Source organism: Roseovarius roseus, from assembly GCF_043355935.2.
Classification (GTDB): domain Bacteria; phylum Pseudomonadota; class Alphaproteobacteria; order Rhodobacterales; family Rhodobacteraceae; genus Roseovarius; species Roseovarius roseus.
This window is the reverse complement of the sequence record NZ_JBHFPE020000006.1, coordinates 81,745-105,584: the sequence shown is the minus strand read 5'-3', so window position 1 is coordinate 105,584 and position 23,840 is coordinate 81,745. Positions and strand designations below refer to the sequence as shown.

22 protein-coding genes are annotated in these 23,840 nt (G+C 64.0%); 17 read left to right on the top strand and 5 right to left on the bottom strand.

All coding sequences use genetic code 11. The features are described from left to right. The first annotated feature begins 193 nt into the window (after positions 1-193). From ACEWPL_RS11730 to ACEWPL_RS11695, 8 genes are all read left to right on the top strand, one after another. Positions 194-973, top strand: coding sequence for a DeoR/GlpR family DNA-binding transcription regulator (locus ACEWPL_RS11730; RefSeq protein WP_393932363.1), 780 nt, complete (start codon positions 194-196; stop codon positions 971-973). After that, a complete protein-coding gene (locus tag ACEWPL_RS11725) occupies positions 970-1,986 on the top strand; it encodes an ABC transporter ATP-binding protein (protein WP_393932365.1) in 1,017 nt (338 codons plus the stop codon). Before ACEWPL_RS11730 ends, ACEWPL_RS11725 begins: the two co-directional genes overlap by 4 nt. Positions 1,987-2,046: 60 nt before the next feature. Then, complete coding sequence (locus tag ACEWPL_RS11720) at positions 2,047-3,321, top strand: ABC transporter substrate-binding protein (protein ID WP_393932367.1); 1,275 nt, start codon at positions 2,047-2,049, stop codon at positions 3,319-3,321. A 68-nt stretch (positions 3,322-3,389) separates the two neighbouring features. Continuing rightward, positions 3,390-4,283 (top strand): carbohydrate ABC transporter permease, encoded by an 894-nt coding sequence (locus ACEWPL_RS11715; protein ID WP_393932369.1) that lies wholly within the window; start codon positions 3,390-3,392, stop codon positions 4,281-4,283. Continuing rightward, positions 4,280-5,089 (top strand): carbohydrate ABC transporter permease, encoded by an 810-nt coding sequence (locus tag ACEWPL_RS11710; protein ID WP_393932371.1) that lies wholly within the window; start codon positions 4,280-4,282, stop codon positions 5,087-5,089. The genes ACEWPL_RS11715 and ACEWPL_RS11710 overlap by 4 nt, the downstream gene beginning before the upstream one ends. Beyond that, a complete protein-coding gene (locus tag ACEWPL_RS11705; protein ID WP_393932373.1) occupies positions 5,086-5,883 on the top strand; it encodes a phosphodiesterase in 798 nt (265 codons plus the stop codon). Before ACEWPL_RS11710 ends, ACEWPL_RS11705 begins: the two co-directional genes overlap by 4 nt. A gap of 121 nt (positions 5,884-6,004) precedes the next feature. Then, positions 6,005-6,415 carry a sugar 3,4-ketoisomerase gene (locus ACEWPL_RS11700; protein ID WP_393932375.1) on the top strand — a complete coding sequence of 137 codons (411 nt, stop codon included), beginning with the start codon at positions 6,005-6,007 and terminating at the stop codon, positions 6,413-6,415. Continuing rightward, a complete protein-coding gene (locus tag ACEWPL_RS11695) occupies positions 6,412-7,506 on the top strand; it encodes a DegT/DnrJ/EryC1/StrS family aminotransferase (protein ID WP_393932377.1) in 1,095 nt (364 codons plus the stop codon). Before ACEWPL_RS11700 ends, ACEWPL_RS11695 begins: the two co-directional genes overlap by 4 nt. 6 nt (positions 7,507-7,512) lie before the next feature. Here the strand turns inward: ACEWPL_RS11695 and ACEWPL_RS11690 are convergent, their stop codons facing one another. The 4 genes from ACEWPL_RS11690 to ACEWPL_RS11675 are packed head-to-tail and all read right to left on the bottom strand — an operon-like array spanning position 7,513 to position 10,384. After that, positions 7,513-7,632, bottom strand: coding sequence for a DUF2474 family protein (locus tag ACEWPL_RS11690; RefSeq protein WP_393932379.1), 120 nt, complete (start codon positions 7,630-7,632; stop codon positions 7,513-7,515). Beyond that, positions 7,632-8,663, bottom strand: a complete 1,032-nt coding sequence (gene cydB, locus ACEWPL_RS11685; protein ID WP_393932381.1) for a cytochrome d ubiquinol oxidase subunit II — start codon at positions 8,661-8,663, stop codon at positions 7,632-7,634. Before cydB ends, ACEWPL_RS11690 begins: the two co-directional genes overlap by 1 nt. A 3-nt stretch (positions 8,664-8,666) precedes the next feature. Further along, on the bottom strand, positions 8,667-10,112 hold the full coding sequence (locus ACEWPL_RS11680) for a cytochrome ubiquinol oxidase subunit I (RefSeq protein ID WP_393932383.1): 1,446 nt from the start codon (positions 10,110-10,112) through the stop codon (positions 8,667-8,669). Next, a complete protein-coding gene (locus ACEWPL_RS11675; RefSeq protein WP_393932385.1) occupies positions 9,995-10,384 on the bottom strand; it encodes a helix-turn-helix domain-containing protein in 390 nt (129 codons plus the stop codon). The genes ACEWPL_RS11680 and ACEWPL_RS11675 overlap by 118 nt, the downstream gene beginning before the upstream one ends. 178 nt (positions 10,385-10,562) lie before the next feature. Here ACEWPL_RS11675 and ACEWPL_RS11670 point away from each other — a divergent pair, with 178 nt between their 5' ends. The 4 genes from ACEWPL_RS11670 (at position 10,563) to ACEWPL_RS11655 (ending at position 17,806) form a co-directional block, all read left to right on the top strand. Continuing rightward, on the top strand, positions 10,563-10,898 hold the full coding sequence (locus tag ACEWPL_RS11670) for an ABC transporter permease subunit (protein WP_393932387.1): 336 nt from the start codon (positions 10,563-10,565) through the stop codon (positions 10,896-10,898). A 226-nt stretch (positions 10,899-11,124) separates the two neighbouring features. Further along, positions 11,125-12,942 (top strand): autotransporter assembly complex protein TamA, encoded by a 1,818-nt coding sequence (locus ACEWPL_RS11665; RefSeq protein ID WP_393932389.1) that lies wholly within the window; start codon positions 11,125-11,127, stop codon positions 12,940-12,942. Between the two features lie 5 nt (positions 12,943-12,947). Then, a complete protein-coding gene (locus tag ACEWPL_RS11660; protein ID WP_393932391.1) occupies positions 12,948-17,147 on the top strand; it encodes a translocation/assembly module TamB domain-containing protein in 4,200 nt (1,399 codons plus the stop codon). Between the two features lie 155 nt (positions 17,148-17,302). Continuing rightward, positions 17,303-17,806, top strand: coding sequence for an SRPBCC family protein (locus tag ACEWPL_RS11655; RefSeq protein ID WP_393932393.1), 504 nt, complete (start codon positions 17,303-17,305; stop codon positions 17,804-17,806). On the opposite strand, the gene ACEWPL_RS11650 is transcribed toward ACEWPL_RS11655, so the two are convergent. Further along, positions 17,799-19,037 carry a flavin monoamine oxidase family protein gene (locus tag ACEWPL_RS11650; protein WP_393932395.1) on the bottom strand — a complete coding sequence of 413 codons (1,239 nt, stop codon included), beginning with the start codon at positions 19,035-19,037 and terminating at the stop codon, positions 17,799-17,801. The two genes, ACEWPL_RS11655 and ACEWPL_RS11650, sit on opposite strands and share 8 nt — an antisense overlap. 161 nt (positions 19,038-19,198) lie before the next feature. Here ACEWPL_RS11650 and ACEWPL_RS11645 point away from each other — a divergent pair, with 161 nt between their 5' ends. The 5 genes from ACEWPL_RS11645 to ACEWPL_RS11625 all read left to right on the top strand — a co-directional run bounded on the left by ACEWPL_RS11645 (position 19,199) and on the right by ACEWPL_RS11625 (position 23,705). Continuing rightward, positions 19,199-20,128, top strand: coding sequence for an ABC transporter ATP-binding protein (locus ACEWPL_RS11645; RefSeq protein WP_393932397.1), 930 nt, complete (start codon positions 19,199-19,201; stop codon positions 20,126-20,128). Continuing rightward, complete coding sequence (locus ACEWPL_RS11640) at positions 20,125-20,886, top strand: ABC transporter permease (RefSeq protein WP_393932399.1); 762 nt, start codon at positions 20,125-20,127, stop codon at positions 20,884-20,886. Before ACEWPL_RS11645 ends, ACEWPL_RS11640 begins: the two co-directional genes overlap by 4 nt. Before the next feature lie 88 nt (positions 20,887-20,974). After that, on the top strand, positions 20,975-21,787 hold the full coding sequence (locus ACEWPL_RS11635; protein WP_393932401.1) for a S49 family peptidase: 813 nt from the start codon (positions 20,975-20,977) through the stop codon (positions 21,785-21,787). 173 nt (positions 21,788-21,960) lie between these two features. Continuing rightward, positions 21,961-22,908, top strand: a complete 948-nt coding sequence (locus tag ACEWPL_RS11630; protein ID WP_393932545.1) for a calcium/sodium antiporter — start codon at positions 21,961-21,963, stop codon at positions 22,906-22,908. 17 nt (positions 22,909-22,925) lie between these two features. After that, on the top strand, positions 22,926-23,705 hold the full coding sequence (locus tag ACEWPL_RS11625) for an SDR family oxidoreductase (RefSeq protein WP_393932403.1): 780 nt from the start codon (positions 22,926-22,928) through the stop codon (positions 23,703-23,705). The last annotated feature ends 135 nt before the right edge of the window (positions 23,706-23,840 follow it).

Here is a 23,840-nt window from a genome sequence, read left to right as displayed (position 1 = left end):
ATGAGCTGACTGTAGGGATTGGGCTTGAAATGACAAAGAGACAAAGCGCTCAAGGCCACATTTTTTTCGAGCGTTTGCTTGTTATTTAACCGTCTTTCAGGTGCAGCATTACTGTTACATGGGAGATTTATGTTGTTTTGAGGCTTTGGCGTCTCTAGCGTTTGAGGCGGTATATCAGCCGTTGGGGGGGGTGATGTCTGAACGTAAGCTCAAGCGGCGCGACACCATTCTGAAGATCGTGCGCGAGCGCGGAATGGTGACCGTCGATGCCCTGGCCGAGATGCTGGGCGTGTCGATGCAGACCATCCGCCGCGATATCGACATCCTGTGCGAGGATGACACGCTGCAACGCCGCCACGGCCGGATCGAATTGGCGCATCAGTCGCAGAACACGCCCTTCGATCTGCGCGCGGCCACGAACCCTTCAGGCAAGCACCGGATCGGCGAGGCGGCGGCGCGGCTGATCCCGGACGGTGCGACGATCTTCATCTCGATCGGCTCTACAACGCTCAGCGCCGCGCGGGCGCTGCGCAGCCGACGCAACCTGACGGTCATCACCAACAATCTCAGCGCGGCGATGGCGCTGAGCGATGAGATGTCCAATCGCATCATCCTACCGGGCGGCGAATTGCGCCTGCCGGACCGGGACATTCTGGGGAGTGATGTGGTGGATTTCTTTGACCGCTATCGTGCGGAATATGCCATTTTCGGCGCGGCAGGCGTGGCCGAGGATGGCAGCCTGCTGGAGTTTCACACCGTCGAGGTGCGCGCCCGCGAGCGGATCCGCGAGAATGCGCGCAGCTCGATCCTAGTGCTGGACAGCACCAAGTTCGGCCGCCTTGCCCCCGCGGCGGGTGAGAATATTCGCGAGGTCGATCACCTTGTTCTGGACCGGATGCCGGGGGATGACTTTGCCGCCATCGTTGGGGATATGGGCGCGCGTCTGATCCTCGCCGAAGGGAGGGCAGCATGACGGGCGCGCCTTATGTCAGCCTTGCCGGCATCGCCAAACGCTGGAACGGCCAGCTTGGGGTCGAGGACATATCGCTCGACATCGATGAGGGCTCGTTCGTCGCCCTTCTTGGCCCCTCGGGCTGCGGCAAATCCACCACCTTGCGCCTTCTGGCCGGGCTCGAGTTGCCCGATGAGGGCACGATCCGCATCGATGGGCGCGACGTGACCACGAGCGCTGCGTCGGGCCGGAACCTGTCGATGGTGTTCCAGTCCTACGCGCTTTTCCCCCATCTGTCGGTGGCCGAGAATGTCGTCTTTGGTCTCAAGGTGCGCCGCGTGCCCAAGGCCGAGCGGCAGGAGAAGATGGCCCGCGCGCTGGAGATCACCGGCCTCACCGGCCTTGAGGCGCGCAAGCCCGCCGAGCTTTCGGGCGGCCAGCGCCAGCGCGTCGCGCTGGCCCGCGCGATCATCGCCGGGCAGCGCCTGTGCCTGATGGACGAGCCGCTGTCGAACCTCGACGCGAAACTGCGTAATGCGGTGCGCAAGGACATCAAGAAGCTGCAGCGCGATCTGGGGATCACGGTCGTCTATGTCACCCACGATCAGACCGAGGCGATGAGCATGGCCGACAAGGTGGTGCTGATGAAGGAGGGCCGCATCCAGCAGATCGGCTCGCCCGATGATCTCTACAACCGTCCGGCCAACACTTTTGTTGCCGAATTCGTCGGCGCGCCGCCGATGGCGCTGATGCCGTCCGCGCAGGTGCCGGGGTTCCAGTCGAACCTGACGCTGGGTCTTCGGGCCGAGCATGTGCGCCTTGTGCCGCGCGGCGAAGGGCGGCTGTCCTGCACCGTGAGCGAGGCGGAATTCCTCGGCTCCGAGACGCTGATCGGCCTTGAGTGCGCCGAGGCATCCGGCCTGTCGCTGCTGCTGCCGGGGCTGCATGTCATGCCCGAGGGCGAACATGTGGATGTTACATTCAACGATGAGGATCTGCACCGATTCGACCCCTCTGGCAGACGCATCGCGTGATGCGCGGCGGGAGGCCGAAGACCAAGGACGACGACTTCACATCTCTAGGGAGGACCTGACATGAAACATTTTACCAGACTGACCACCACGCTGAGCCTGACCACCGCGCTGGTCGCGGGTGGTGCGTCCATGGCCGCCGCCGAGACCGAGCTGACCATGTATTATCCCATTGCCGTCGGCGGCGCGCTGACCGATGTGGTCGACGGCATCGTCGCCGATTTCGAGGCTGAAAACCCCGACATCAAGGTGAACGCGATCTATTCGGGCAATTACGACGACACCCGCGTGCGGGCCCTGTCGGCGTTGAACTCGGGCGAGCCTGCGCAGCTGGCCGTCATGTTCTCGATCGATGCCTATGACCTGATCGAGCAGGATCTGATCGTGCCCTTCGACGATCTGATCGAGGGCGAGGATGGCACGGAGTGGCTGAACAGCTTCTACCCCGCGCTGATGGCGAACGGTCAGGTCGAGGGCCAGACATGGGGCATCCCGTTCCAGCGCTCGACCATCGTGGCGTATTACAACAAGGACATGTTCCGCGAGGCGGGTCTTGACCCCGAAGCGCCGCCCAGCACATGGGACGAGATGGTCGAGATGGGCAAGGCCCTGACCAAGGACGGCACCAGCGGCATCATGATCCCCTCGACGGGCTATCCCTACTGGATGTTCCAGGCGCTGGCGATCCAGAACGGCAAGGAACTGATGTCGGATGACGGCCTGACCACCTATTTCGACGATCCGGCCGTTGTCGACACGCTGGAATTCTGGAAATCGCTCTCGACCGAGCATGGTATCATGCCCGAGGGCACCGTCGAATGGGGCACGCTGCGCCAGGCGTTCCTTGAGGGGCAGACGGCGATGATGTGGCACTCCACCGGCAACCTGACGGCGGTCAAGGACGCGGCCAGCTTTGATTTCGGCGTTGCCGAGCTGCCCGCGAACGAGCGCAAGGGCTCGCCCACCGGGGGCGGCAACTTCTACATCTTCAAGGATACCAGCGACGAAGAGCGTGCTGCCGCGCTCAAGCTGATCCGCTTCATGACGGCGCCCGAGCAGGCGGCGGAATGGTCGATCGCGACGGGCTATATGGGCGTATCGCCCGCCGCCTATGACACCGAGGCGCTGAAGGCCTACACCGAGGAATTCCCGCCCGCACTGGTCGCGCGCAATCAGCTGGAATCGGCTGTCGCCGAATTTTCAACCTTCGAGACGGCGCGCGTGCGCGAAGGGCTGAACAACGCGATCCAGTCGGCCCTGACCGGCGCCAAGGAGCCTGCCGAGGCTTTGGGCGAGGCGCAAACCGCGGCCGAGCGGCTGCTGAAGCCGTACCAGTAATCCGACCCTGCGCCGCCGCCTTGCCCCCGGAGGGCCGGGCGGCGGCACCTCATCAAAGGCCGCCCCGCATGAGCAGACATGTCAACATCGAACGCCGCCGCCAAGCCATCTACGGATGGCTGCTGCTGTCGCCTGCCGCGCTGCTGCTGTCGCTCTTTGCGTTCTATCCGTCGGTGGCCACATTCTGGTCCAGCCTCTTTTCGCGCGGCACAAGGCGCAACCCGTCCGAATTCATCGGCGGCGAAAACTATGCCGATCTCTTTGCCGACCCGACATTTTGGCTGGTGGTAAAGAACAACCTTTTCTATGCCGCAGTGACCATCCCGGTTTCCATCGTCATCGCGCTCGCCATGGCGCTTTGGGCAAATTCCAAACTGCCCGCGCGGGGGTTTCTGCGCACCGCCTATTTCACGCCCACCGTGCTGCCGATGATCGCGGCGGCGAACCTTTGGCTTTTCTTCTACACGCCCGGCCTCGGCGTGCTGGACCAGATCGGCGCGCTCTTTGGCCTGCCGTCGGTCAACTGGCTGGGCCAGCCGGAAACCGCGCTTTGGGCGATCATCATCGTGACCATCTGGAAGGAGGCAGGGTTCTTCATGATCTTCTACCTCGCGGCCTTGCAGACCATCCCCGAGGACCTGAAGGAGGCCGCCGACATCGAAGGCGCCAGCCGCTGGACCTATACGCGGCGCATCGTGCTGCCATTGCTGATGCCGACGACGCTTTTCATCATGGTCAACGCGATGATCAACTCGGTCAAGCTGATCGACCACCTTTTCATCCTGACCAAGGGCGGCCCCTCGGATGCGTCCAAGCTGATCCTCTATTACATCTGGGAAATGGCCTTTGCCTTTTTTGACCGGCCCCACGCGGCGGCGATGACGATACTTGTTCTTGGAGTGCTGTGCGTCGTGGCGGCGATCCAGTTCTTCTATCTTGACCGCCGGACGCATTACCAATGAGCGGGCTGGCCCGACATATTGAGGGCGCGGGCGCGTTCCTGTTGGCAGTGATCTGGATCTCGCCGCTGGTCTTTGCCTTCTGGGCGGCGTTTCATACGACCTCGGACGCGGTGAATTTCAACCTCGCCGCGCCCTGGACGCTGGACAATTTCCGCACCGCCTGGACCGGTGCGCCGTGGATGCGCTATTTTCTCAACACGTTCCTTCTGGTCACCATCGTTCTCATCGGGCAGTTCATCCTGACCACCCTCGCGGGCTTCGCCTTTGCCAAGCTGGAGTTTCCGGGCAAGAACCTCGTTTTCATCCTCGTGCTGATGCAGCTCTTCATCCTGCCCGAGGTGCTCATCATCGAGAATTACGCGATGATCTCGCGACTTGGGATGTTCGATACGATCCTCGGCGTCGGAATGCCCTACATGGCCAGCGCCTTCGGCATCTTCCTGATGCGGCAGGCGTTCAAATCCGTCCCGATCGAATTGCACGAGGCGGCGCGGATCGAAGGCTGCGGCCTTTTGGGCATTATCTGGCGGGTCTATGTGCCGCTGGCCAAGCCGACATATCTTGCCTATGCGCTGATCTCGGTCTCGACCCATTGGAACAACTTCCTCTGGCCGCTGATCGTGACCAATTCGCCCGATACGCGGCCCCTGACGGTGGGTCTGTCGATCTTTGGCGCGCCAGAGAACGGCGTCGATATCAGCGTCATCTCGGCGGCCACGATGATGACGGTCGCGCCGCTCTTGCTGGCCTTCCTGCTGTTCCAGAGGCAATTCGTGCAAGCCTTCCTGCGGGCGGGGATCAAGTGACAAGCGTTCTGCAAATCTCGGATCTGCACCTTGTGCGCGAGGGCGAACTGGTCTCGGGCCGCCTCGATACGGCGGCGTCGTTGGAGCGTCTGGTGGCGCGCATCGCCGAAATCCGTCCGGCCATCGACCCGCTGGGCGCGATCCTGATCAGCGGCGATCTCAGCGATGATGGCAGCGCCGAGAGTTACGCCCTGTTGCGCCAGAGCCTCGCGCGGCTAAACCTGCCGCTCTATGCGATACCGGGCAATCACGATCTGCGCGAGCCGATGCGCGCGGCCTTCGCACCGGACGGGTATCTGCCGGCCTCCGGCGGCCTGCACTGGACGCTGCGGTTGGGCGATGTCGACCTGATCGGCCTCGACACACTGGTCGAAGGGCAGGGCGGCGGTGCCTTGGATGCCGCGGCGTTGGTTTTTCTGGAGCATGCGCTTGAGGCCGCGAATGGTCGCCCGGCATTGCTGGCGCTCCACCATCCTCCCTTCCCCAGTGGCATAGCCTTCATGGACCGTATCGGGCTGTCCGGCATTGACGGGCTGGAGAGGGTTCTTGCAGCCACCCGGTCCGAGGTCCGTATCGTCTGCGGTCATATACACAGCACCATGATCGCATCGGTCGCCGGCAAAGTTGCGCTATCCGCGCCCTCGCCATGCAGCAGCTTTGCGTTCGATGCCCGCGCTGAGGCGCCGGTGGGCTATCATATATGCGAGGACGGGATGCTGCTTCATACTTGGCACGGCACATTCCGGTCGGTGCGGATTCCGATGAAGGGCGGGACGGGGCCATTCTCGTTCTGAGACGGCCACCTTGGCACGGCATCGACCCCTCGGGATTTGCCAAGGGGCGGCGCGGTAAACCCCTTTGCGGGCGCAGCGCAGATGTTATACCCAACTCAGGCCAATTCAGGAAAGACCGCCCATGCCGCTTAGTGACTGCCGGATCATAGATTTGCCCAAGATCGCGGATGCGCGCGGTAACCTTACCTTTGTCGAGGGGGGCAACCATATCCCCTTCGATATCAAGCGGGTCTATTACCTCTACGATGTGCCCGGCGGCGCGGACCGGGGCGAGCATGCGCATAAGGGGCTGCACCAGTTCGTCATCTGCATGTCGGGCAGTTTCGATCTGCTGCTGGATGACGGGTTCGCCTCCAAGCGGTTTCATCTGAACAGATCGTATTTCGGCGTCTATGTCTGCCCGATGATGTGGCGCCATCTTGACAATTTCTCGTCCGGATCGGTTTGCATGGTCATGGCGTCCCACGCCTATGACGAGGGCGATTACATTCGCGACAGGTCCGAATTCCTTGCAGCAGTAGGTGCGACATGAAGGTGCCATTCCTCAATCTCGGCGCTGCCAGTGCGCCGATCCAGCCCGCCATCGAAGCGGCGCTTCTGCGCGCCGCGCGTTCCGGCTATTTCATTGGCGGCCCCGAGCTTGAAGCGTTCGAGGCGGCTTTCGCCAGCTACCTTGGCAGCCCGCATTGCCTGGGTGTGGCGAATGGGCTGGATGCGCTTTATCTGGCGCTGCGGGCCATGGGGATCCAGCCGGGCGACGAGGTGATCGTGCCCTCGAACACCTATATCGCCACCTGGCTTGCCGTCTCGCAATGCGGCGGTGTGCCCGTTCCGGTCGAGCCGCGCGAGGATACCTACAACCTCGATCCGGACGGCGTTGCCGCCGCCATCACGCCGCGGACCCGCGCCATCCTGCCCGTGCACCTTTATGGACAGCCCGCGGACATGGACGCGCTGAATGCCATCGCGGCGCAGCATGATCTTCAGGTGCTCCAGGATGCGGCGCAGGCGCATGGTGCCAGCTACAGGGGGCGCAAGGTGGGCGCGCAGGGCACCTGCACCTGGAGCTTTTACCCTTCGAAAAACCTTGGCGCGCTGGGCGATGGCGGGGCTGTCACGACCGATCAGCCCGAAATCGCGGAGGCCGTGAACCTGCTGCGCAATTACGGCTCGGCCGTGAAATATGAAAATGACGTCAAGGGCGTGAACAGCCGCCTTGACCCCATTCAGGCCGCCGTATTGGCCGTCAAGCTGGAGGCGCTGGACACTGCCACCGCGCGGCGGCGCGAGATTGCCGCGATGTATAGCGCCGCTTTTGCGAAGGCGGGGCTGGATCATCCGCATGTGCCCGAATGGGCTGACCCGGTCTGGCATCTTTACGTCATCCGCCACCCGCAGCGGGATGCGTTCCAACAGCGCCTCGCCGAGGCCGGGATCGGCACGGTGATCCACTATCCCATCCCGCCGCATCTGCAAAAGGCCTATGCCGATGAAGCCCACGCCCCCGGCAGCCTGCCCCTGGCCGAGCGTCTGGCGCAGGAGGTTCTGAGCCTGCCCATGTGCCCGGCGCAGACGGATGAGCAGACGGAATATGTCATCGACCGCGTCATCGCCCTGGCCTGACAGGCGCTAGAACAGGAACAGCCTGATCCCGTAGGCCACCGCGCCCAGCACGGCGATGGACGCCAGCCATAAGGCGCCAAACCACGCCAGCCGTTTCCACAACGGGCCAGGTGCGCGCCCTGCCATCAGTGATAGCCCGCTTCCGGGTCGATCTTGCCGCGGAACACCCAGTAGGCATAGGCGGTGTAGGCCAGAATGATGGGCAAGAGGATGGACGCGCCGACCAGCATGAAGATCTGGCTGCGCGCCGGGGCCGCCGCCTCGTAAATCGTCACCTCGGTCGGTACGATATAGGGGAACATCGACACACCCAGCCCCACAAAGCAGAGTGCAAAGAGAGTGAGGGCCAGCACGAAGGGCCGGTATTCATGCTTGTGGATGGTGAGCGAGCGGAACATCATCGCGGCGATCAACAGCACCGCCGCGCCCACGCCCACCGCCAGCAGGATGTTCCAGCCGCCGAACCAGCGGCTGTAATAGCCGTCCTGCAGGAACGGCGTCCAAAGGCTGACCAACCCGATGAAGACGAGGGTGACAACGCCCAGCGGCCAGGCGCGCTTGCGCATCCGCTCTTGCAGCGGGCCTTCGGTCTTGGCGACCAGCCAGGTCGCGCCCAGAAGGGTGTAGCCGACCATCACGGCGATACCGACCGTCAGCGAAAAGGGCGTGGCCCAGTCCCACCAGCCGCCCGAATAGGCGCGGGCGGCCTCGTCGATCTGGATGCCTTGCAAGAGCGCGCCCAGCGCGATCCCTTGGCTGAGAGATGCCACCGCCGAGCCACCGATGAACGCCGCATCCCACGCCCAGCGTCCCCGCTCGGTCCGCCAGCGGAATTCGAACGCAACACCGCGAAAGATCAGCGCCAGCAACATGGCGATGATCGGCACGTATAGCGCGGGCAGGATCAGCGCATAGGCCAGTGGAAAGGCGGCAAAAAGGCCGCCGCCGCCCAGCACCAACCATGTCTCGTTCCCGTCCCATACGGGGGCGACCGAGTTCATGATGACGTCGCGGTCGCCCTTCTTGCGCTCGACCGCGAAGAGCATCCCGAGGCCCAGATCGAACCCGTCGAGCACGACGTAGACCAGCACGGCAAAGGCGATGAGAAACGCCCAGATGGTTGTCAGATCCAGTGAAAACCCTTCGGTGATGGGCATGGCTCAAGCCTCCTTCGGGGCGTTCGGGCGGCGCACCGCCTCTTCGGGGGCGGATGTGGTGCCGGCGGTGCGTGTCGGCCCCTTCACACTGTCCTTGAGGCGCTCTTCGTCCGACTTGGGTGGGCGCGACATCAGGCGCATGATGTAGAACGTGCCTGCGCCGAAGACCGCGAAGTAGATCACGATGAACGCGACCAGAGATGCCCCAACAGCAGGCGCATCCAGAGGCGCCGCGCTGTCTGCGGTGCGCAGAAAGCCATAGACCGTGAAGGGCTGGCGGCCAACCTCAGTCGTGACCCAGCCCGCCAGTACCGCGATCAGGCCCGATGGCCCCATCGTCACTGCCGCGCGGTGCAGCCATGGCGCGTGGTAGAGCTGGCCGCGCCAGCGCGCGATCAGCGACCAGATGCCGAGGCCCAGCATTGCAAAGCCCAGCGCCACCATGATGCGGAACGACCAAAAGACGATGGCGACGGGGGGCTGATCGGCGTCCGGGATGGTGTCCAGCCCCGCCAAGGGCGCGTTCAGGTCATGCTTTAGGATCAGCGAGGACAGCTTGGGGATGCCCACCGCGTAGTCCAGCGTCTGCGTCTCGTCATTCGGCAAGCCAAAGAGGTAGAGCGGCGCGCCGTCCGGATGGCTCTCGTAATGGCCCTCCATCGCCATGACCTTGGCGGGCTGATGTTCCAGCGTATTTATGCCGTGCAGATCGCCCAAGTAGATTTGAACAGGCGCCACGATGGCCGCCATCCACATCGCCATCGAGAACATGGTGCGCGTGGCGGGCGTCGCCGCCTCGCCCCGGCGGCGGTGGCGCAGAAGGTGGAATGCCGCGACCCCGCCCACGATGAACGCGGTCGTCAGGTATGCCGCAGTGACCGTATGCATGAGGCGATAGGGGAAGGACGGGTTGAAGATGATCTGCCAGAAATCCTCGGGCAGGAACTGGCCGGTGTCGGGGTCGATGCTGAAGCCCACGGGCGTGTGCATCCAGCTGTTCGCCGACAGGATCCAGAACGCCGAAAAGAATGTGCCAAAGGCGACGGCTGTGCAGGCCACCATGTGCAGCGTCTCGCCAACCCGCTCGCGGCCAAAGAGCATGATGCCCAGAAAGCCCGCCTCGAGGAAGAAGGCCGAGAGGACCTCGTAAGCCATCGGCGCGCCGATCACGGGGCCGGCCTTGTCCGAAAATACGCTCCAGTTGGTGCCGAACTGGTAGGACATGACGATGCCCGATACGACGCCCATCGCAAAGGCGAGGGCAAAGATCTTGACCCAATAGCGGAAGAGATCGAGGTATTTTTGCTGCCGTGTGCCCAGCCAGAGGCCGTTCAGCACCGCGAGGTAACTGGCGAGGCCGATGGTAAAGGCCGGAAAGAGGAAGTGAAAGGAGACGGTGAAGGCAAACTGGATACGTGCCAGCAGCACCGCGTCGAATGATCCAAGCATGGCATACCTCGCAATAGCCGTTGGCACTTGACGTAGCGGGCAGGGGGTGGGCGGCAAGGCGGACGCGCGGCTTTGGGGCGCGTCAAACGGACGCGCATGCTGCGGGGCAGCATAGGCGCCTCATGAGGAATGTTTCGTCGTCGCTTGGCATAGGCGTGGCGACGGTGGACCTTGACTGTATCGGCGCTGATATCCAGCTTGAGCGCGATCGCCTCGGTCGAGTGGCCCTTGAGCACCAGCGCGACGACCTGTCTCTGGCCGTCCGACAACACCGTCTCGCCCAGCGCGGGAGCCGCAGCTTCTGCTGGGCGTCGCCACGCTTCTGTGTTTCTCGGTGCTGGGCGGGTGGCTCAATTTCTCGCCGGAGCTCTGGACGGCGGTCGTCGGGCATGTGGTCTATATCACGCCTTTCGCGCTGATCGTCACCTGCGGTGCAGGTGCATGGCTTTGATGACACGCTCGAAGATGCGGCGCGCGATGCGGGGGGCGAATAACTGGCAGGTCTTCTGCAAGGTGACGTTGCGGCTAGTCCTGCCGGGTGTCATGTCTGCTGCGATCTTTGCCTTTCTGCTGTTCTGGGGCAATTTATACGTCACCCACAGCCTTGCGGGCACGGCGCGCACTCTGCCCTCATTTGCCTTCAGCGGCATCGCCGTCGGCTCCTCCCCGGGCTATCCAGCGCTTGCCACGGATACCGTGGTGCCTGTCCATTTGCGTCCGGGCCTTGCGGACTGGTTCCGCCGCGGCGCCGCCGCCAGGCAGGCCAGCAGCTTCAAGAGCAACTGATCAGCGATCACGATTATGTCAGTTGCGCCGCACGGACCCCTGCATGTGGCGTGCAAGTCCCTGAATTACATTGCGGACCTTTGCTCATTGCCCCGGTGCGGCTTGGTGATCCATCCCCATGACAAGTTTCGCACCGGAACCCGCTGGCCGGAAGGCGGTTGATACCCTAGAATCAGTCGAGTTGGCGCCCAATGTCAGCCGCGAACAGGGACATAAGGATATATCAGTGGGTTTCAGAACGGATGCGTTTACTCTGCCGAAAATTGCGGCGGTCGTCGCCTTTGCCCTCGCCGGATCGGCGGCCCACGCCGTTGACACGCTTAGATTCGTAATCCCCGCCGATGACGAGGATCTACGCCAGACCCTGATCGACGCCTCCCTCGTGCTGGCCGCCAAGCAGGACGGCCGCACGGACCCGCAGGATATCATCGCCGCCGCCAATGCCGATTATGCGCAATTGCTCGGGGTCCTTTACAAATACGGCTATTACAGCGGAGTGATCCGCATCCAGGTCGATGGCCGCGAGGCCGGAAGCCTGTCGCCCTTCGCCAAGCCGTCGGGTGTGCGCGAAGTGGTTATCCGGGTGGAGCCCGGCCCGCTCTTTGCCTTCTCGACCGCGCGCGTTGCGCCGCTCGCCCCCGGAACGGAATTGCCCGAGGATTTTGCGCGCGGTGAAGTCGCACGTGCGCCCATTGTCGGCGCCGCTGCGGATGCGGGCATCGAGGGCTGGCGCGAGGTTGGCCGTGCCAAGGCCGAGATTGCCGGGCAGGATATTGTCGCTGATCACAGGTCAAACACCCTGTCGGCGCAGGTCGCCTTGCGGCCTGGCCCCGTCGTCACCTTCGGCAATCTGGTTCAGACCACGAACAGCGCGGTGCGCCCCGAGCGGTTGCAGCAGATCGCAGGCCTGCCTACGGGCGAGCGGTTCTCGCCGGACGAGCTGGAGAGGTCGGCCAAGCGCCTGCGCCGCACCGGTGCGTTCAAATCCGTGGCCCTGACCGAATCCGAGACGCTGCGGGACGGCGACGTGATGGACATCCGGATGAATATTGCAGATGAAAAGCCGCGCCGCTTCGGCTTTGGCGCCGAGGTGTCGAGCAATGAGGGCGTCACCCTCTCGACCTTCTGGTTGCACCGCAACCTTCTGGGCGGTGCCGAGCGCCTGCGTTTCGGCGCCGAGATTGGCGGGCTGGGCAGCCAGACCGGGGGTACCGACGGCGGCGTCGACTATGAGGTCAGCGGCCGGTTCGAGCGGCCCGCGACATTCGGCGCGGACACGACCCTTTATATCGAAGGCCGGATCGCACGCGAGGACGAGCCGAACTACCTTGCCGACGTGGCCGAGCTGGGCTTCGGTTTCAGCCGGATCGTGACCGAGGAGCTGACGCTGGAGGCCGGTCTGGGCCTGCGCTATTCGGACGAGACGGACATTTTCGGCAATCAGGAGTTTTTCCACCTGCTGATCCCGTTCAAGGCGACCTATGACAGCCGCGATGACCCGCTCGACCCGTCTGGTGGCTTTTACGCACAGGCGGAAGCCACGCCGTTTATATCGCTCAACGGCGCTGACAGTGGCGGGCGCATCTTTCTGGACGGGCGCGCCTACCGCGAGATCGACGAGGGCGGTTTCCTCACGTTGGCCACGCGGCTGCAGTTCGGCAGCATCATTGGCGCCAGCCTGTCCGACACGCCGCAGGATTTCCTCTTTTACTCGGGCGGCGGTGATACCGTCCGGGGGCACCCCTACCAATCGCTGGGCGTGGACGTGGGTAACGGCCTGACCGGCGGGCGCACCTTTGTAGGCGCCTCTGCCGAGGCGCGGATCGACCTTGCCGGGAATTTCGACCCGGTGGCCTTCTTTGACGTAGGCTATGTCGGCCAAGAGAGTATTTACGACGATAGCGGCCGCTGGCACAGCGGCGCGGGCCTCGGAATTCGCTATGATACCGGCATCGGCCCCATCCGCTTTGACGTGGCATTGCCCGTGACGGGCAGCACCGGGGACGGCGTGCAGATCTATATCGGCATCGGACAGGCATTTTGAGACATATGATACAGTCACTCACAATCCGGGCCCTCCAAATCTGCGCGCTGGCCGCCGCGCTGCTGCTGCCGCAGGTGGCGGCGGCTCAGGACGATGATCGCGGCCTGCTGCAGGGCTTCATCGAGGACAACCTCTCCAGTGCGGGTCGAGAGGTCCGCATCGAAGGCTTCGAGGGCGCGCTGAGCAGTCAGGCGACGCTGGAGCAGTTGACCGTGGCGGATGACGCGGGCGTCTGGCTGACCCTGCGCGACGTGACGCTGGATTGGAGCCGCCTTGCCCTGCTGCGGGGCCGTTTTCAGGTCTCGCAGCTGACCGCTGGCGAAATCCTGTTGCCGCGTCTGCCTCAGGCGGACGATACCATCGACGTACCGGATGCCGAGGCGACGGGATTTTCGTTGCCCGATCTGCCAGTGTCGGTAAATGTCGACGAAATCGCAATCGAACGGCTGGTTCTGGGTGCGCCTTTGCTGGGCGAAGAGGTGACGCTGTCGCTTTTGGGCGCGCTGGAGCTGGCAGACGGCGCCGGCGCGGCAAAACTGGAGATCAGCCGTCTTGACCGTGCGAGCGACGCGATCACGCTGGATGTGGCCTATGCCAACGAGACGCGGAACCTTGGGATTGACCTGAACTGGACCGAGGCCGAGGGCGGCATCGCGTCCAAGCTGATGGGCATTCCCGGCGCACCGTCGCTGATGCTGGCCGTCCAGGGCAATGCGCCCCTGTCTGATTTCACTGCCGATATCGCGCTGGATACCGACGGCGAGCGTCGCCTGGGCGGCACGGTCAGCGTGGCCGCGCCCGCCCCCCAAGAGGGCGAGACCGACGCGCCGCTGAGCTTTGCCGCCGATATTCGCGGCGATATCGCGCCGGTCTTTGCTCCCGAATACCGAGATTTCTTTGGCACCGAGATGGCCCTGGTGGTCGAGGGATCGAAACCCGCCAATGGCGGGCTGGGCATCGAGACGCTGTCGCTGACCGCCGCCGCGCTGACGCTGGACGGCAGTCTGCAGATGGGCGCCGATGGCTGGCCCGAGCGGTTCGACCTGACCGGGCGTCTGGCCGCGCAGGATGGCAAGCCGGTGCTGCTGCCCTTGGCGGGCGAGCGCACGACCATGAACGAGATGGACCTCAGCCTGACCTATGATCTGGATCAGGGCGAGGAGTGGACGCTGTCGCTGACCGCAGACGGGCTGGAACGGACGGATTTGAACGTCGATCAGGCCTCGCTTGAGGGGGGCGGCACCATCTCCAAGGGCGATGGCTCGGCGCCGGGGCAGGTCGATGGTGCGCTTGATCTGGCGGTTGAAGGGCTTGCCATGATCGACGGCAACCTGTCGCGCGCTTTGGGCAAGACTCTGCGCGGCGATATCGTCTTTGACTGGACCCAAGGCGACCCATTCAATCTCAGCGAGCTGTCACTGACCGGCAGCGATTATGACATCACCGGCAAGGCCGCGCTAATTGGGCTGGGCACCGAGGAGGCGCCGCGCATTACCGCTGATGTCGCCGTCGAAGCCGATGATCTGTCGCGCTTCGCAGGGCTTGCGGGCGCGGATCTGGAAGGCGCCGTGCAGGTGCAGGTGAATGGCGGCTACACTCCGTCGGAGGGCACGATGGAGGCCACTGTCACCGGCAGCGCGCAGGACCTGGCTGTAGGTCAGCCCCGTCTCGATCCGCTGCTGCGCGGGCGCACACAGCTTGACGTGGCGGCGCGGCGCGGCAAGGACGGCACGTTCCTTGACCGGCTGAACGTCACCTCGCCCTCCACTGAATTGACCGCTACCGCCGCCTACAAATCCGACGGCAGCATGGCCGATCTGGAGTTGGCGGTGGACGATGCCTCGCTGATCGAGCCTGCCTTGCAGGGGCCTGCGCGCCTCACGGCGCGCGCCGATCAGGACGGCAATGTCTGGACCATCAAGGCCGGCGCCTCGGGCCCCGGCGAGGCCACCGTCACGGCGGATGGCACGGTAAACATGGTCGGCGGAAAGCCCGGCATTTTCGACATGCGCGCCAGCGCGGTCGCCAGCGATTTCGCGCCCTACTCGGCGCTTGCCGGGCGCGATCTGGGCGGCGCGGCCAGTCTGGTCGTTGATGCGCAAGGCAATCTGGGACAGCTGAGCGGTCAGGCTGACTTGGTTCTGAACGGTCAGGATCTGGCCGTGGGAGTTCCGCAGCTGGATCCCATCCTACGCGGTACGTCGACCGCCGAAATCTCGGCGCAGCGCAGCGCGGATGGCGCGCTGACGCTCAGCAAGGGGTTGCTGACCACGCCCAAGATCGATGCCGACGTGCAGGGCTATCTGGGCGCGGACGGCACGGCGCAGGGCACGGCGGATGTCACAGGCACTGATCTGGCCGTGGATATTCCGCATGTCGACCGCATCCTTGCCGGACGCTCGCGCGCGCAGATCGAGGCTGTCCGCAGTGCAGAGGGCACCATCACGCTGAAGCGCGGCGAGGTCGAGACCCCGATGCTGGATGCGGCGGCAAGCGGGTTCTATGCCGCCGATGGTGCCGCCGAGGTGCAAGTGGACGTGACCGGAGATGATCTGGCCATCGGCATTCCGCAGGTCGATCAGCTCTTGCGCGGCGCCTCCAGCCTCAATGCGGATGTGGCGCGCAGTGCGAATGGCAGGATTACCATTGACCGCGCCGACCTGGACACGTCGCAACTGACCGCGAGCGCCTCGGGAACGCTGGGCACTGACGGATCGTCGGCGGCCAAAATCGACGCGCGGCTGGCCAATGTCGCCCTCTTTGCGCCGGGCATTCCCGGCCCGGCGACGGTCAACGGGACGGTACGCGGCGATGGCAGCGGCTATGTCGTCGATCTGGCCGCGACCGGCCCGGCGGGCATTGCCGCAGATGTCTCGGGGCGCGTCGCCAATGGTGGGACTTTGGACCTGAGCGTGAACGGCCGCGCGCCCCTTGCTCTGGCCAATTCCTTCATCAGCCCGCGCAGCCTGTCGGGCGTCGCGCAGTTCGATCTGCGCGTTGATGGCCCGCCGGCGCTGTCGTCGGTGACCGGCACGATCAGCACCAGCGGCGCGGGCCTTGCCCTGCCCAAGGCCAAGCTGGCACTGGAGGGTATCAGCGCCAATATCAATCTCACCGGCGGAGCTGCGCAGATCGATGTGGGCGCGGGCGTCAACACAGGGGGGCGCCTGGCCGCGAACGGGCGCATCGGCCTTGCCGCGCCATATCAGGCGGATCTTGCCGTCGATCTGCAGAATGTCGGCATCACCGATCCCGGCCTGTATACCACCACGGCGAATGGGCGGATTACCTTCAACGGTCCGGCCACGGGCGGCGCGAATATCGCCGGGACGATCAATCTGGGCGAGGTCGATGTGCGCGTGCCCAGCGGCTCGATCGCGTCGGGCGCCAGCCTGCCGGGGCTGGAGCATGTGAACGAGCCTCAGGCGGTGCGCCGCACACGCGCCTTTGCCGATCTGCTGGACACCGGCAACGGCCCGGGCGCGGATGGGGCAAACGGGGGCGGTGCGGCTTATGGCATGGATGTGCGCATCAACGCGGAGAACCAGATCTTCATCAGGGGCCGCGGCCTTGATGCCGAGCTGGGCGGCGCGCTGCGTCTGCGGGGCACCACCGCGAACATCATCCCCGAGGGCCAGTTCGATCTGATCCGGGGCCGGCTGGACCTTCTGGGCAAGCGATTGGAGCTGACCGAGGGATATCTGCGGATGCAGGGCAGTTTCGTGCCCTATCTCTATCTGGTCGCCCAGACCACCAGCGGCGATATCCAGGTGTCGATCACGGTCGAGGGCCCGGCGGACGAGCCTGAGATCACCTTCTCGTCCCAGCCCGAGTTGCCCGAGGATCAGGTTGTCTCGCAACTAATCTTTGGCCGCGACCTCAGCCAGATTTCCGCCTTCCAGGCGCTTCAGTTGGCCTCGGCAGTGGCAACGCTGACGGGCAATGGTGGCGGCGGTCTGGTGGGGAGTCTGCGGCAGGGCGTCGGCCTCGATAATCTGGACGTGACGACGAATGCCGATGACACGACCGAGGTGCGCGCAGGCAAATACCTGTCGGAGAATATCTATTCCGAAGTCGAAGTGGACAGCGAAGGTCAGACGCAGATCAATCTGAACCTAAAGATCAGCGACAACGTCAAGGCCAAGGGGAGCTTTGGCGCAGAGGGCGATAGCGGTCTCGGCGTGTTCTTCGAAAAGGACTACTGAGCGCGCGTCGCGCTTTGGTGTTGGAAAGGCGGCCCCATCCGGGCCGCCTTTTTGCAGTCCGGCCGGTCGCGTCGCGGGCCCGCTTTTTGCCAGCTTGGCGGGGCGGACGCCTTGCGCTAACCTTCCCCGGACAGGGGTCAGGGGAGGATGCTGAAATGCAGATGAGTGACACGAGAACGATCGAGGCAGACAAGGCCACCGTCTGGGCGGCGCTACTCAGCCCCGAGGTGCTGAAGGAATGCGTGCCCGGCGCGACCGAGGTCACTGGCAGTCCCGAGGAGGGATTTGAGGCAGTCGTCACGCAGAAGGTCGGCCCCGTGAAGGCCACGTTTCGCGGCCATGTCACCGTTAGCAACTTGGTAGAGCACGAGAGCCTGACCCTGACGGGCGAGGGCAAGGGCGGCGCCGCCGGTTTTGCCAAGGGCAGCGCTGATGTGCGTCTTGACGAGGCGGACGGCGTCACCACGCTCAGCTACGATGTCGAGGCCAAGGTGGGCGGCAAGCTGGCTCAGCTGGGCAGCCGCATCGTCGACGGCTTTGCCAAGAAGATGGCCGATCAGTTCTTTTCCCGCCTCGAGGAAGTCATTGAGGGCCCGAAGGAAGAGGACGAGGCCCCCGAGGCCGAAAAGAAGGGCTGGCTGAAAAAGCTGATCAGCTGATCTTGGATGCCATCTGCGCGGCCACATCCCGCCCACTGGCATAGGCGCCATGCGCCGTGGCCTGCCATTGCGGCGAAAACGCCTCGCCCGCGAAGGCGACGCGGCCGGTGTCGCGAGTGATCATCTCGCGCCGGAACGCTGCCGATCCGGGCCGCGCATGCGAGTAGGAGCCAAGGACGAGCGGATCATTGGTCCAGTTCGTCGTGGCGCTGCCGGTGATGCGGCTTTCGATCTGCGCACCAAAGGCCTGTATCAGCGCGCCGCGCGCGTAGTCGATCATCGCGTCCGGCCCTGCCATCACCAGCGCATGCGCCTCCGCTCCGGCCATGTGGCACAGCATCATCGGCGCCTCGCCCGGCACGATCTGAAAATTCGTTGCCATGTCGTGCCCGCCCTGCTGGACGGTCAGAAAGCGTGTCTGTGCCAGCTCTTGGGGCAGCGCATCCATGGCGAAGGCGACCTTCTCGTAGACGCCGCAGGGCACGCGGTCCAGCGCGAAGGCCAGATCGGCGGCGGGCCCGTCGCTGAAATGGATGCCCCCGCGCGCCAAGACGTTGGTCGAGGCGGTGACGATCACGCCCGCGGCCTCCAGATCGCCCTCGTTTGTGACCACGGTCGCCCCATCGGGGCGCTGGTGAATGGCGCGGACGGGCGTGCCTGTGTGGATATTCAGACCCTTGGCCATCGCCGTGACAAGCGTGCCGTAGCCAGACAGAACAGGCCAGTTGTGGTCGGTATCGTCATAATCAGCATAGGCCTCGGCGGATACGCCCTCGGCATCGTCGCCCGCCATCAGCGCGAGGATCAGGCGCACGGTGGGTGTCCAACGGCTTGCATCGGGCAGAACCTCGGGGATCGGCACATCGCGGCCGGCGGTCTCGACCGCGTCGAAGGCGCGGGTGATCGCGGCACTGCAAAGCGCTGTCGTCTCTGCACTTTGTAGCGCGCCATCATCCCACACGGAGACGTTTGAGCCCAGATCGCCCTGCCGCGAATACCTCGCCCCCAGCTTGTCGGCCCACTCAACCAGCGGATTGACGTCCGCGCAATGCAGCCAGTGACAGCCGTGATCCCAGGGCGTCGGCAGGCCCGCTGCCGCCGTGTAGGCCCGCCCGCCCACGCGGTCCGATGCCTCCAGAACCAGATAGGGTATGCCGCGCGCCGCACATTCCAGTGCTGCGCCGATACCGGCCGCACCGGCGCCCACGATTATGATCTTCGGATCGCTCATTCGTCCTGCCCCTTCGTTTGGCGCAGCATACAAGGGCCGGGCGTTCCCGCAAGCCTGCGCGCAGGTTTGTGCGCCGGTACAGACATGGCCCTTGGCGCATGCGCGATTGCCTCCGCGCCCGAATAGTCTAGGTTCGCAGCGATCAGACAGAGGGGGCGGGCATGACGGCCATCGTCGACGTGCAGAACATGGGCAAGGTCTATGACGGGGGCTTTACCGCGCTCGGGGGCGTCTCGCTCCAGATCGAGGAGGGCGAGATCATCGCGCTGCTTGGCCCTAACGGCGCGGGCAAGACGACGCTGATCTCGGCGCTGTGCGGCATCGTCACGCCGACCAGCGGCCATGCCCTGGTGGGCGGGCATGATGTGGTCACCGGCTATCGCAAGGCGCGCGCGATGATCGGCCTGGTGCCGCAGGAAATCGCGCTGGAGCCGTTCGAGAAGGTCATCAACACCGTCCGCTTCTCACGCGGGCTTTTCGGCAAGGGGCGCGACGACGCGCTGATCGAGCGAATCCTGCGCCAGCTCAGCCTGTGGGACAAGCGCAACTCCCGCATCCGCGAGCTGTCGGGCGGGATGAAGCGCCGCGTGCTGATCGCCAAGGCGCTTTGTCACGAGCCGCGCGTTCTCTTCCTTGACGAGCCGACGGCAGGCGTCGACGTCGAGCTGCGCCGCGACATGTGGGAGATCGTCGAGGACCTGCGCAAGTCCGGCGTCACCATCATCCTCACCACCCATTACATCGAAGAGGCCGAAGCGATTGCCGACCGCATCGCCGTAATCAACAAGGGCCAGATCCTGCTGGTTGAACCCACCGCCGACCTGATGGCGCGCATGGGCCAGAAGACGCTACGGATCGACCTGATGCAGAAACTGGACGCGGTCCCGGCCGCTCTGGCCGAGTATGATCTGGCGCTGGCCGAGGATGGCCAATCGCTGAGCTATACCTACGAGGCCGGGGGCGAGCGCACGGGCATCACCCGCCTCCTGCAGGCCATCGCGGCCGAGGGTCTGGCGCTGCGCGACATTCAGACCACGCAAAGCAGCCTCGAGGAAATCTTCGTAGGTCTCATCAAGGAGGGCGAGGCATGAACCTGCCGGCAATCTGGGCGATCTACCTTTACGAGATGAAGCGCTTTTTCCGCACCCTGATGGAGAGTCTGCTGTCCCCTGTCATTTCTACCTCGCTCTATTTCGTGGTTTTTGGCGCGGCCATCGGCAGCCGCATCGACGAGGTTGAGGGCGTAAGCTATGGCGCCTTCATCGTGCCCGGCCTCATCATGCTGAGCGTGATGACCCAGTCGATCAGCAACGCGTCCTTCGGCATCTATTTCCCGAAATTCATCGGCACCATCTTCGAGCTGCTGTCGGCTCCGGTGAACTTCCTCGAGATCGTGCTGGGCTATGTCGGCGCGGCGGCGACGAAATCGCTGATCATCGGCATCGTGATCTTGGTCACGGCGGGCTTCTTTGTGGAAATCCAGGTGCTGCACCCCTGGGCGATGCTGGCTTTCCTCTTCCTGACCTGCATCAGCTTCAGCCTTTTCGGCTTCATCATCGGCATCTGGGCCGAGAATTTCCAGCAGCTGCAACTGATCCCGCTGCTGGTCATCACGCCGCTGATTTTCCTTGGGGGTGCGTTCTATTCCATCTCGATGCTGCCCGAAAGCTGGCAGACCGTCGCGCTGTTCAACCCGGTCGTCTACCTCGTCTCGGGCTTCCGCTGGTCATTCTTTGGCGTTGCGGATGTCAGCGTGGGCTGGTCTCTGCTGGCCATCGCTGCCTTTACCGGCATCTGCTTGGGGATCGTCTGGTGGATCTTCAAGACCGGCTACCGGATAAAATCCTGAGCGGTTTGCCCTACCTTTTTCATCACAGGAGCGCGCGATCTGGCGCGGCTGCCTTGTCTCGGACCCTTGGGGATTATACATCCCCGGAATGACAAATTGGTCCACGCTCAAATCCCGTCTACCTTTCCTCAAGTCCCGCCCGCGCGTCGCGGTCGTCCGGCTGAAAGGCACCATCGGCACCAGCCGCATGGCCCTGAATGATGAGGCGCTGGCGCCCATTCTGGAAAAGGCGTTCAAGCGGGGCAAGCCGAAGGCCGTCGCCCTAATCATCAACTCGCCCGGCGGCTCGCCGGTGCAGTCCTCGCTGATCGCCGCGCGCATCCGCCGTCTGGCCGAGGGAAAAAAAGTGCCCGTCCATGCCTTTGTCGAGGATGTGGCGGCATCGGGCGGCTATTGGCTGGCGGCGGCGGCGGACGACATCTGGGTCGATTTCGGCTCGATCGTCGGGTCCATCGGGGTGATCTCGGCCGGTTTCGGCGCGCCGGTCTTCCTCGCGCGTCAGGGGATCGAGCGGCGCGTGCATACCTCGGGCAAGTCGAAATCGACGCTGGATCCGTTCCTGCCCCAAAAGGAAGAGGATGTCGCGCGGTTGAAGGACATTCTGGAGGATCTGCACAGCGGTTTCATCGACTACGTCAAGGAGCGGCGTGGGAACAAACTGGCCGACAACGCGGATATCTTCACAGGCGAGTTCTGGCTGGGCCGCCGCGCAACCAAGCTGGGATTGGTCGATGGCGAGGCGCATATGATGCCCAAGCTGAAAGAGCTGTACGGCAATGACGTGCGCCTGATGCGCTATGGCCTGAAGAAGGGCCTCTTTGGCCGCTTTGGCGCAACCCTGGCTGAGGATGCCATCGCCGCCGTTGAGGAGCGCAGTCACTACGCGCGCTTTGGGCTGTAGCCCGTGATCGTCAAGATCGTCTCACTTTTCCTTGTCGGCATGGTCGTTCTGGCCATGTTCGGAAAACTGCGTTTTCCCGGACAGAAACGGCTGGCGGCGGCAAAATGCCCGAAATGCGGTAAATTCAGGATCGGCAAGGGGCCATGCTCCTGCCAGAAGGGGATTGGCAAGTGATGGTCTGGGCGCTCGCGAGCCTCGGTCTGGTTATTCTGCTGCTGGCGGGGGATGCGCTGGTCAAGGGCGCGGTCAATCTCAGCCTGCGGGTGGGCATACCGGCGCTGATCGTCAGCCTGACCATCGTCGCCTTCGGCACCTCGGCGCCCGAGCTTCTGATTTCGATCGATGCCGTGCTCACGGGTATGCCGGGGCTGGCGCTGGGCAATGTCGTTGGCTCGAACACGGCCAATGTCCTTCTGGTTCTGGGCATTCCTGCGATCCTCTCGGTGCTGCACACTAGCGGCTGCGAGACGCGCAAGACCTATATCTTCATGTTGATCGCATCGGTGCTGTTCATAGCGCTGGCGTTTTTCGGCATCTTCACCTTCTGGTCCGGCCTGATCCTGTTGGCGGCGCTGGCCTACATGCTGTTCGATGCGGCGCGCGATGCGACCCGCCACCGGCGGGCCGAGCGGTCGGGCCCCGTGGAGGAGGAAGTCGAAGGCGCGGATCCCGACATGCCGTGGTGGCGCATCGCGGTGTTTCTGGTTCTGGGCCTCGTCGGTCTGCCGCTGGGCGCCAGCCTTCTGGTTGATAACGCGTCGATCATTGCACGGCAGTATGGCGTCAGTGACAGCGTGATCGGCCTGACGCTGGTGGCCCTGGGCACATCGCTGCCCGAGCTTGCGACCACTGTCATGGCCGCGCTGCGCAAGCAGGCGGATGTGGCGCTCGGCAATGTGATCGGGTCGAACATGTTCAACCTGCTGGCCATCATTGGCATTACCTCGCTGATCGGGCCCATCCCGGTGGGCCGCGAATTCCTGACCTTTGATCTGTGGGTGATGCTGGCCGCGTCGCTGGCGCTGATCCCCTTCGTCTTCTTTCGGGTGGATATCGGCCGCGTCTGGGGCGTTCTCTTGACGGCGGCATATCTGGCCTATGTCACCATCGTATTGTTTTGACAGAACAGGGGGCTGGCATGGGTCGCGCATTGGTAACCGGGGCAGGCAAAAGGCTGGGCCGCGCGATGGCGATCGAGCTGGCGCAGCAGGGCCATGACGTGGCCATCCATTACCACAGCTCGCAAGATGAGGCCGAGACGGTTGCAGTCGAGATCCGCGATCTGGGCCGCAAGGCCGTCACCCTCAGGGCCGATCTGCTGGCCGAGGATGAGGTGACGCCCCTGATTCCGAACGCCGCCGAGGCGCTGGGCGGGCCGATGACCGTGCTGGTCAACTCCGCCTCGATCTTTGATCACGACACCCTTGCCAGTGCCACGCGCGATAGCTGGGATCGCCATTTCGAAAGCAACCTGCGTGCGCCCTTCGTGCTGACGCAGGCCTTGGCCGATCAGGTGCCGGACCCGCTGAACGATGAAAATGGCGAGCCAATGGCGCAGGGTCTTGTCGTCAACATGATCGACCAGCGCGTGCGCAAGCTGACGCCCGAATTCATGACCTACACGCTGGCCAAGATGGGGCTTTGGGCATTTACACAGACCGCGGCGCAGGCGCTGGCTCCGCGCGTGCGGGTCAACGGTATCGGCCCCGGACCTACCCTACGCGCCGCCCGCCAGAGCCGGGAGCATTTCGCATCCCAGCGCGCCGCGACGGTACTGGAACGGGGGGCGAACAGCTCGGACATCACCGGGGCGCTCAGCTACTTCCTGAACGCGCCTGCGGTCACCGGGCAGCTTCTGTGCATCGATGGCGGGCAACATCTGTGCTGGCAGACACCCGATGTTCTGGGCGTCGAATAGAGCCGTTTCGCAGCGCCGCCGGCAAAAGTTTTGCACCGCGGAAGTGACGGTCACGAAACCGTTACAAAAAGCCTAGCGTTTTCAGTATATTGCGCTGCAGCGTAAAAAATCCACAGTGATATCAGTCGCTTGTGT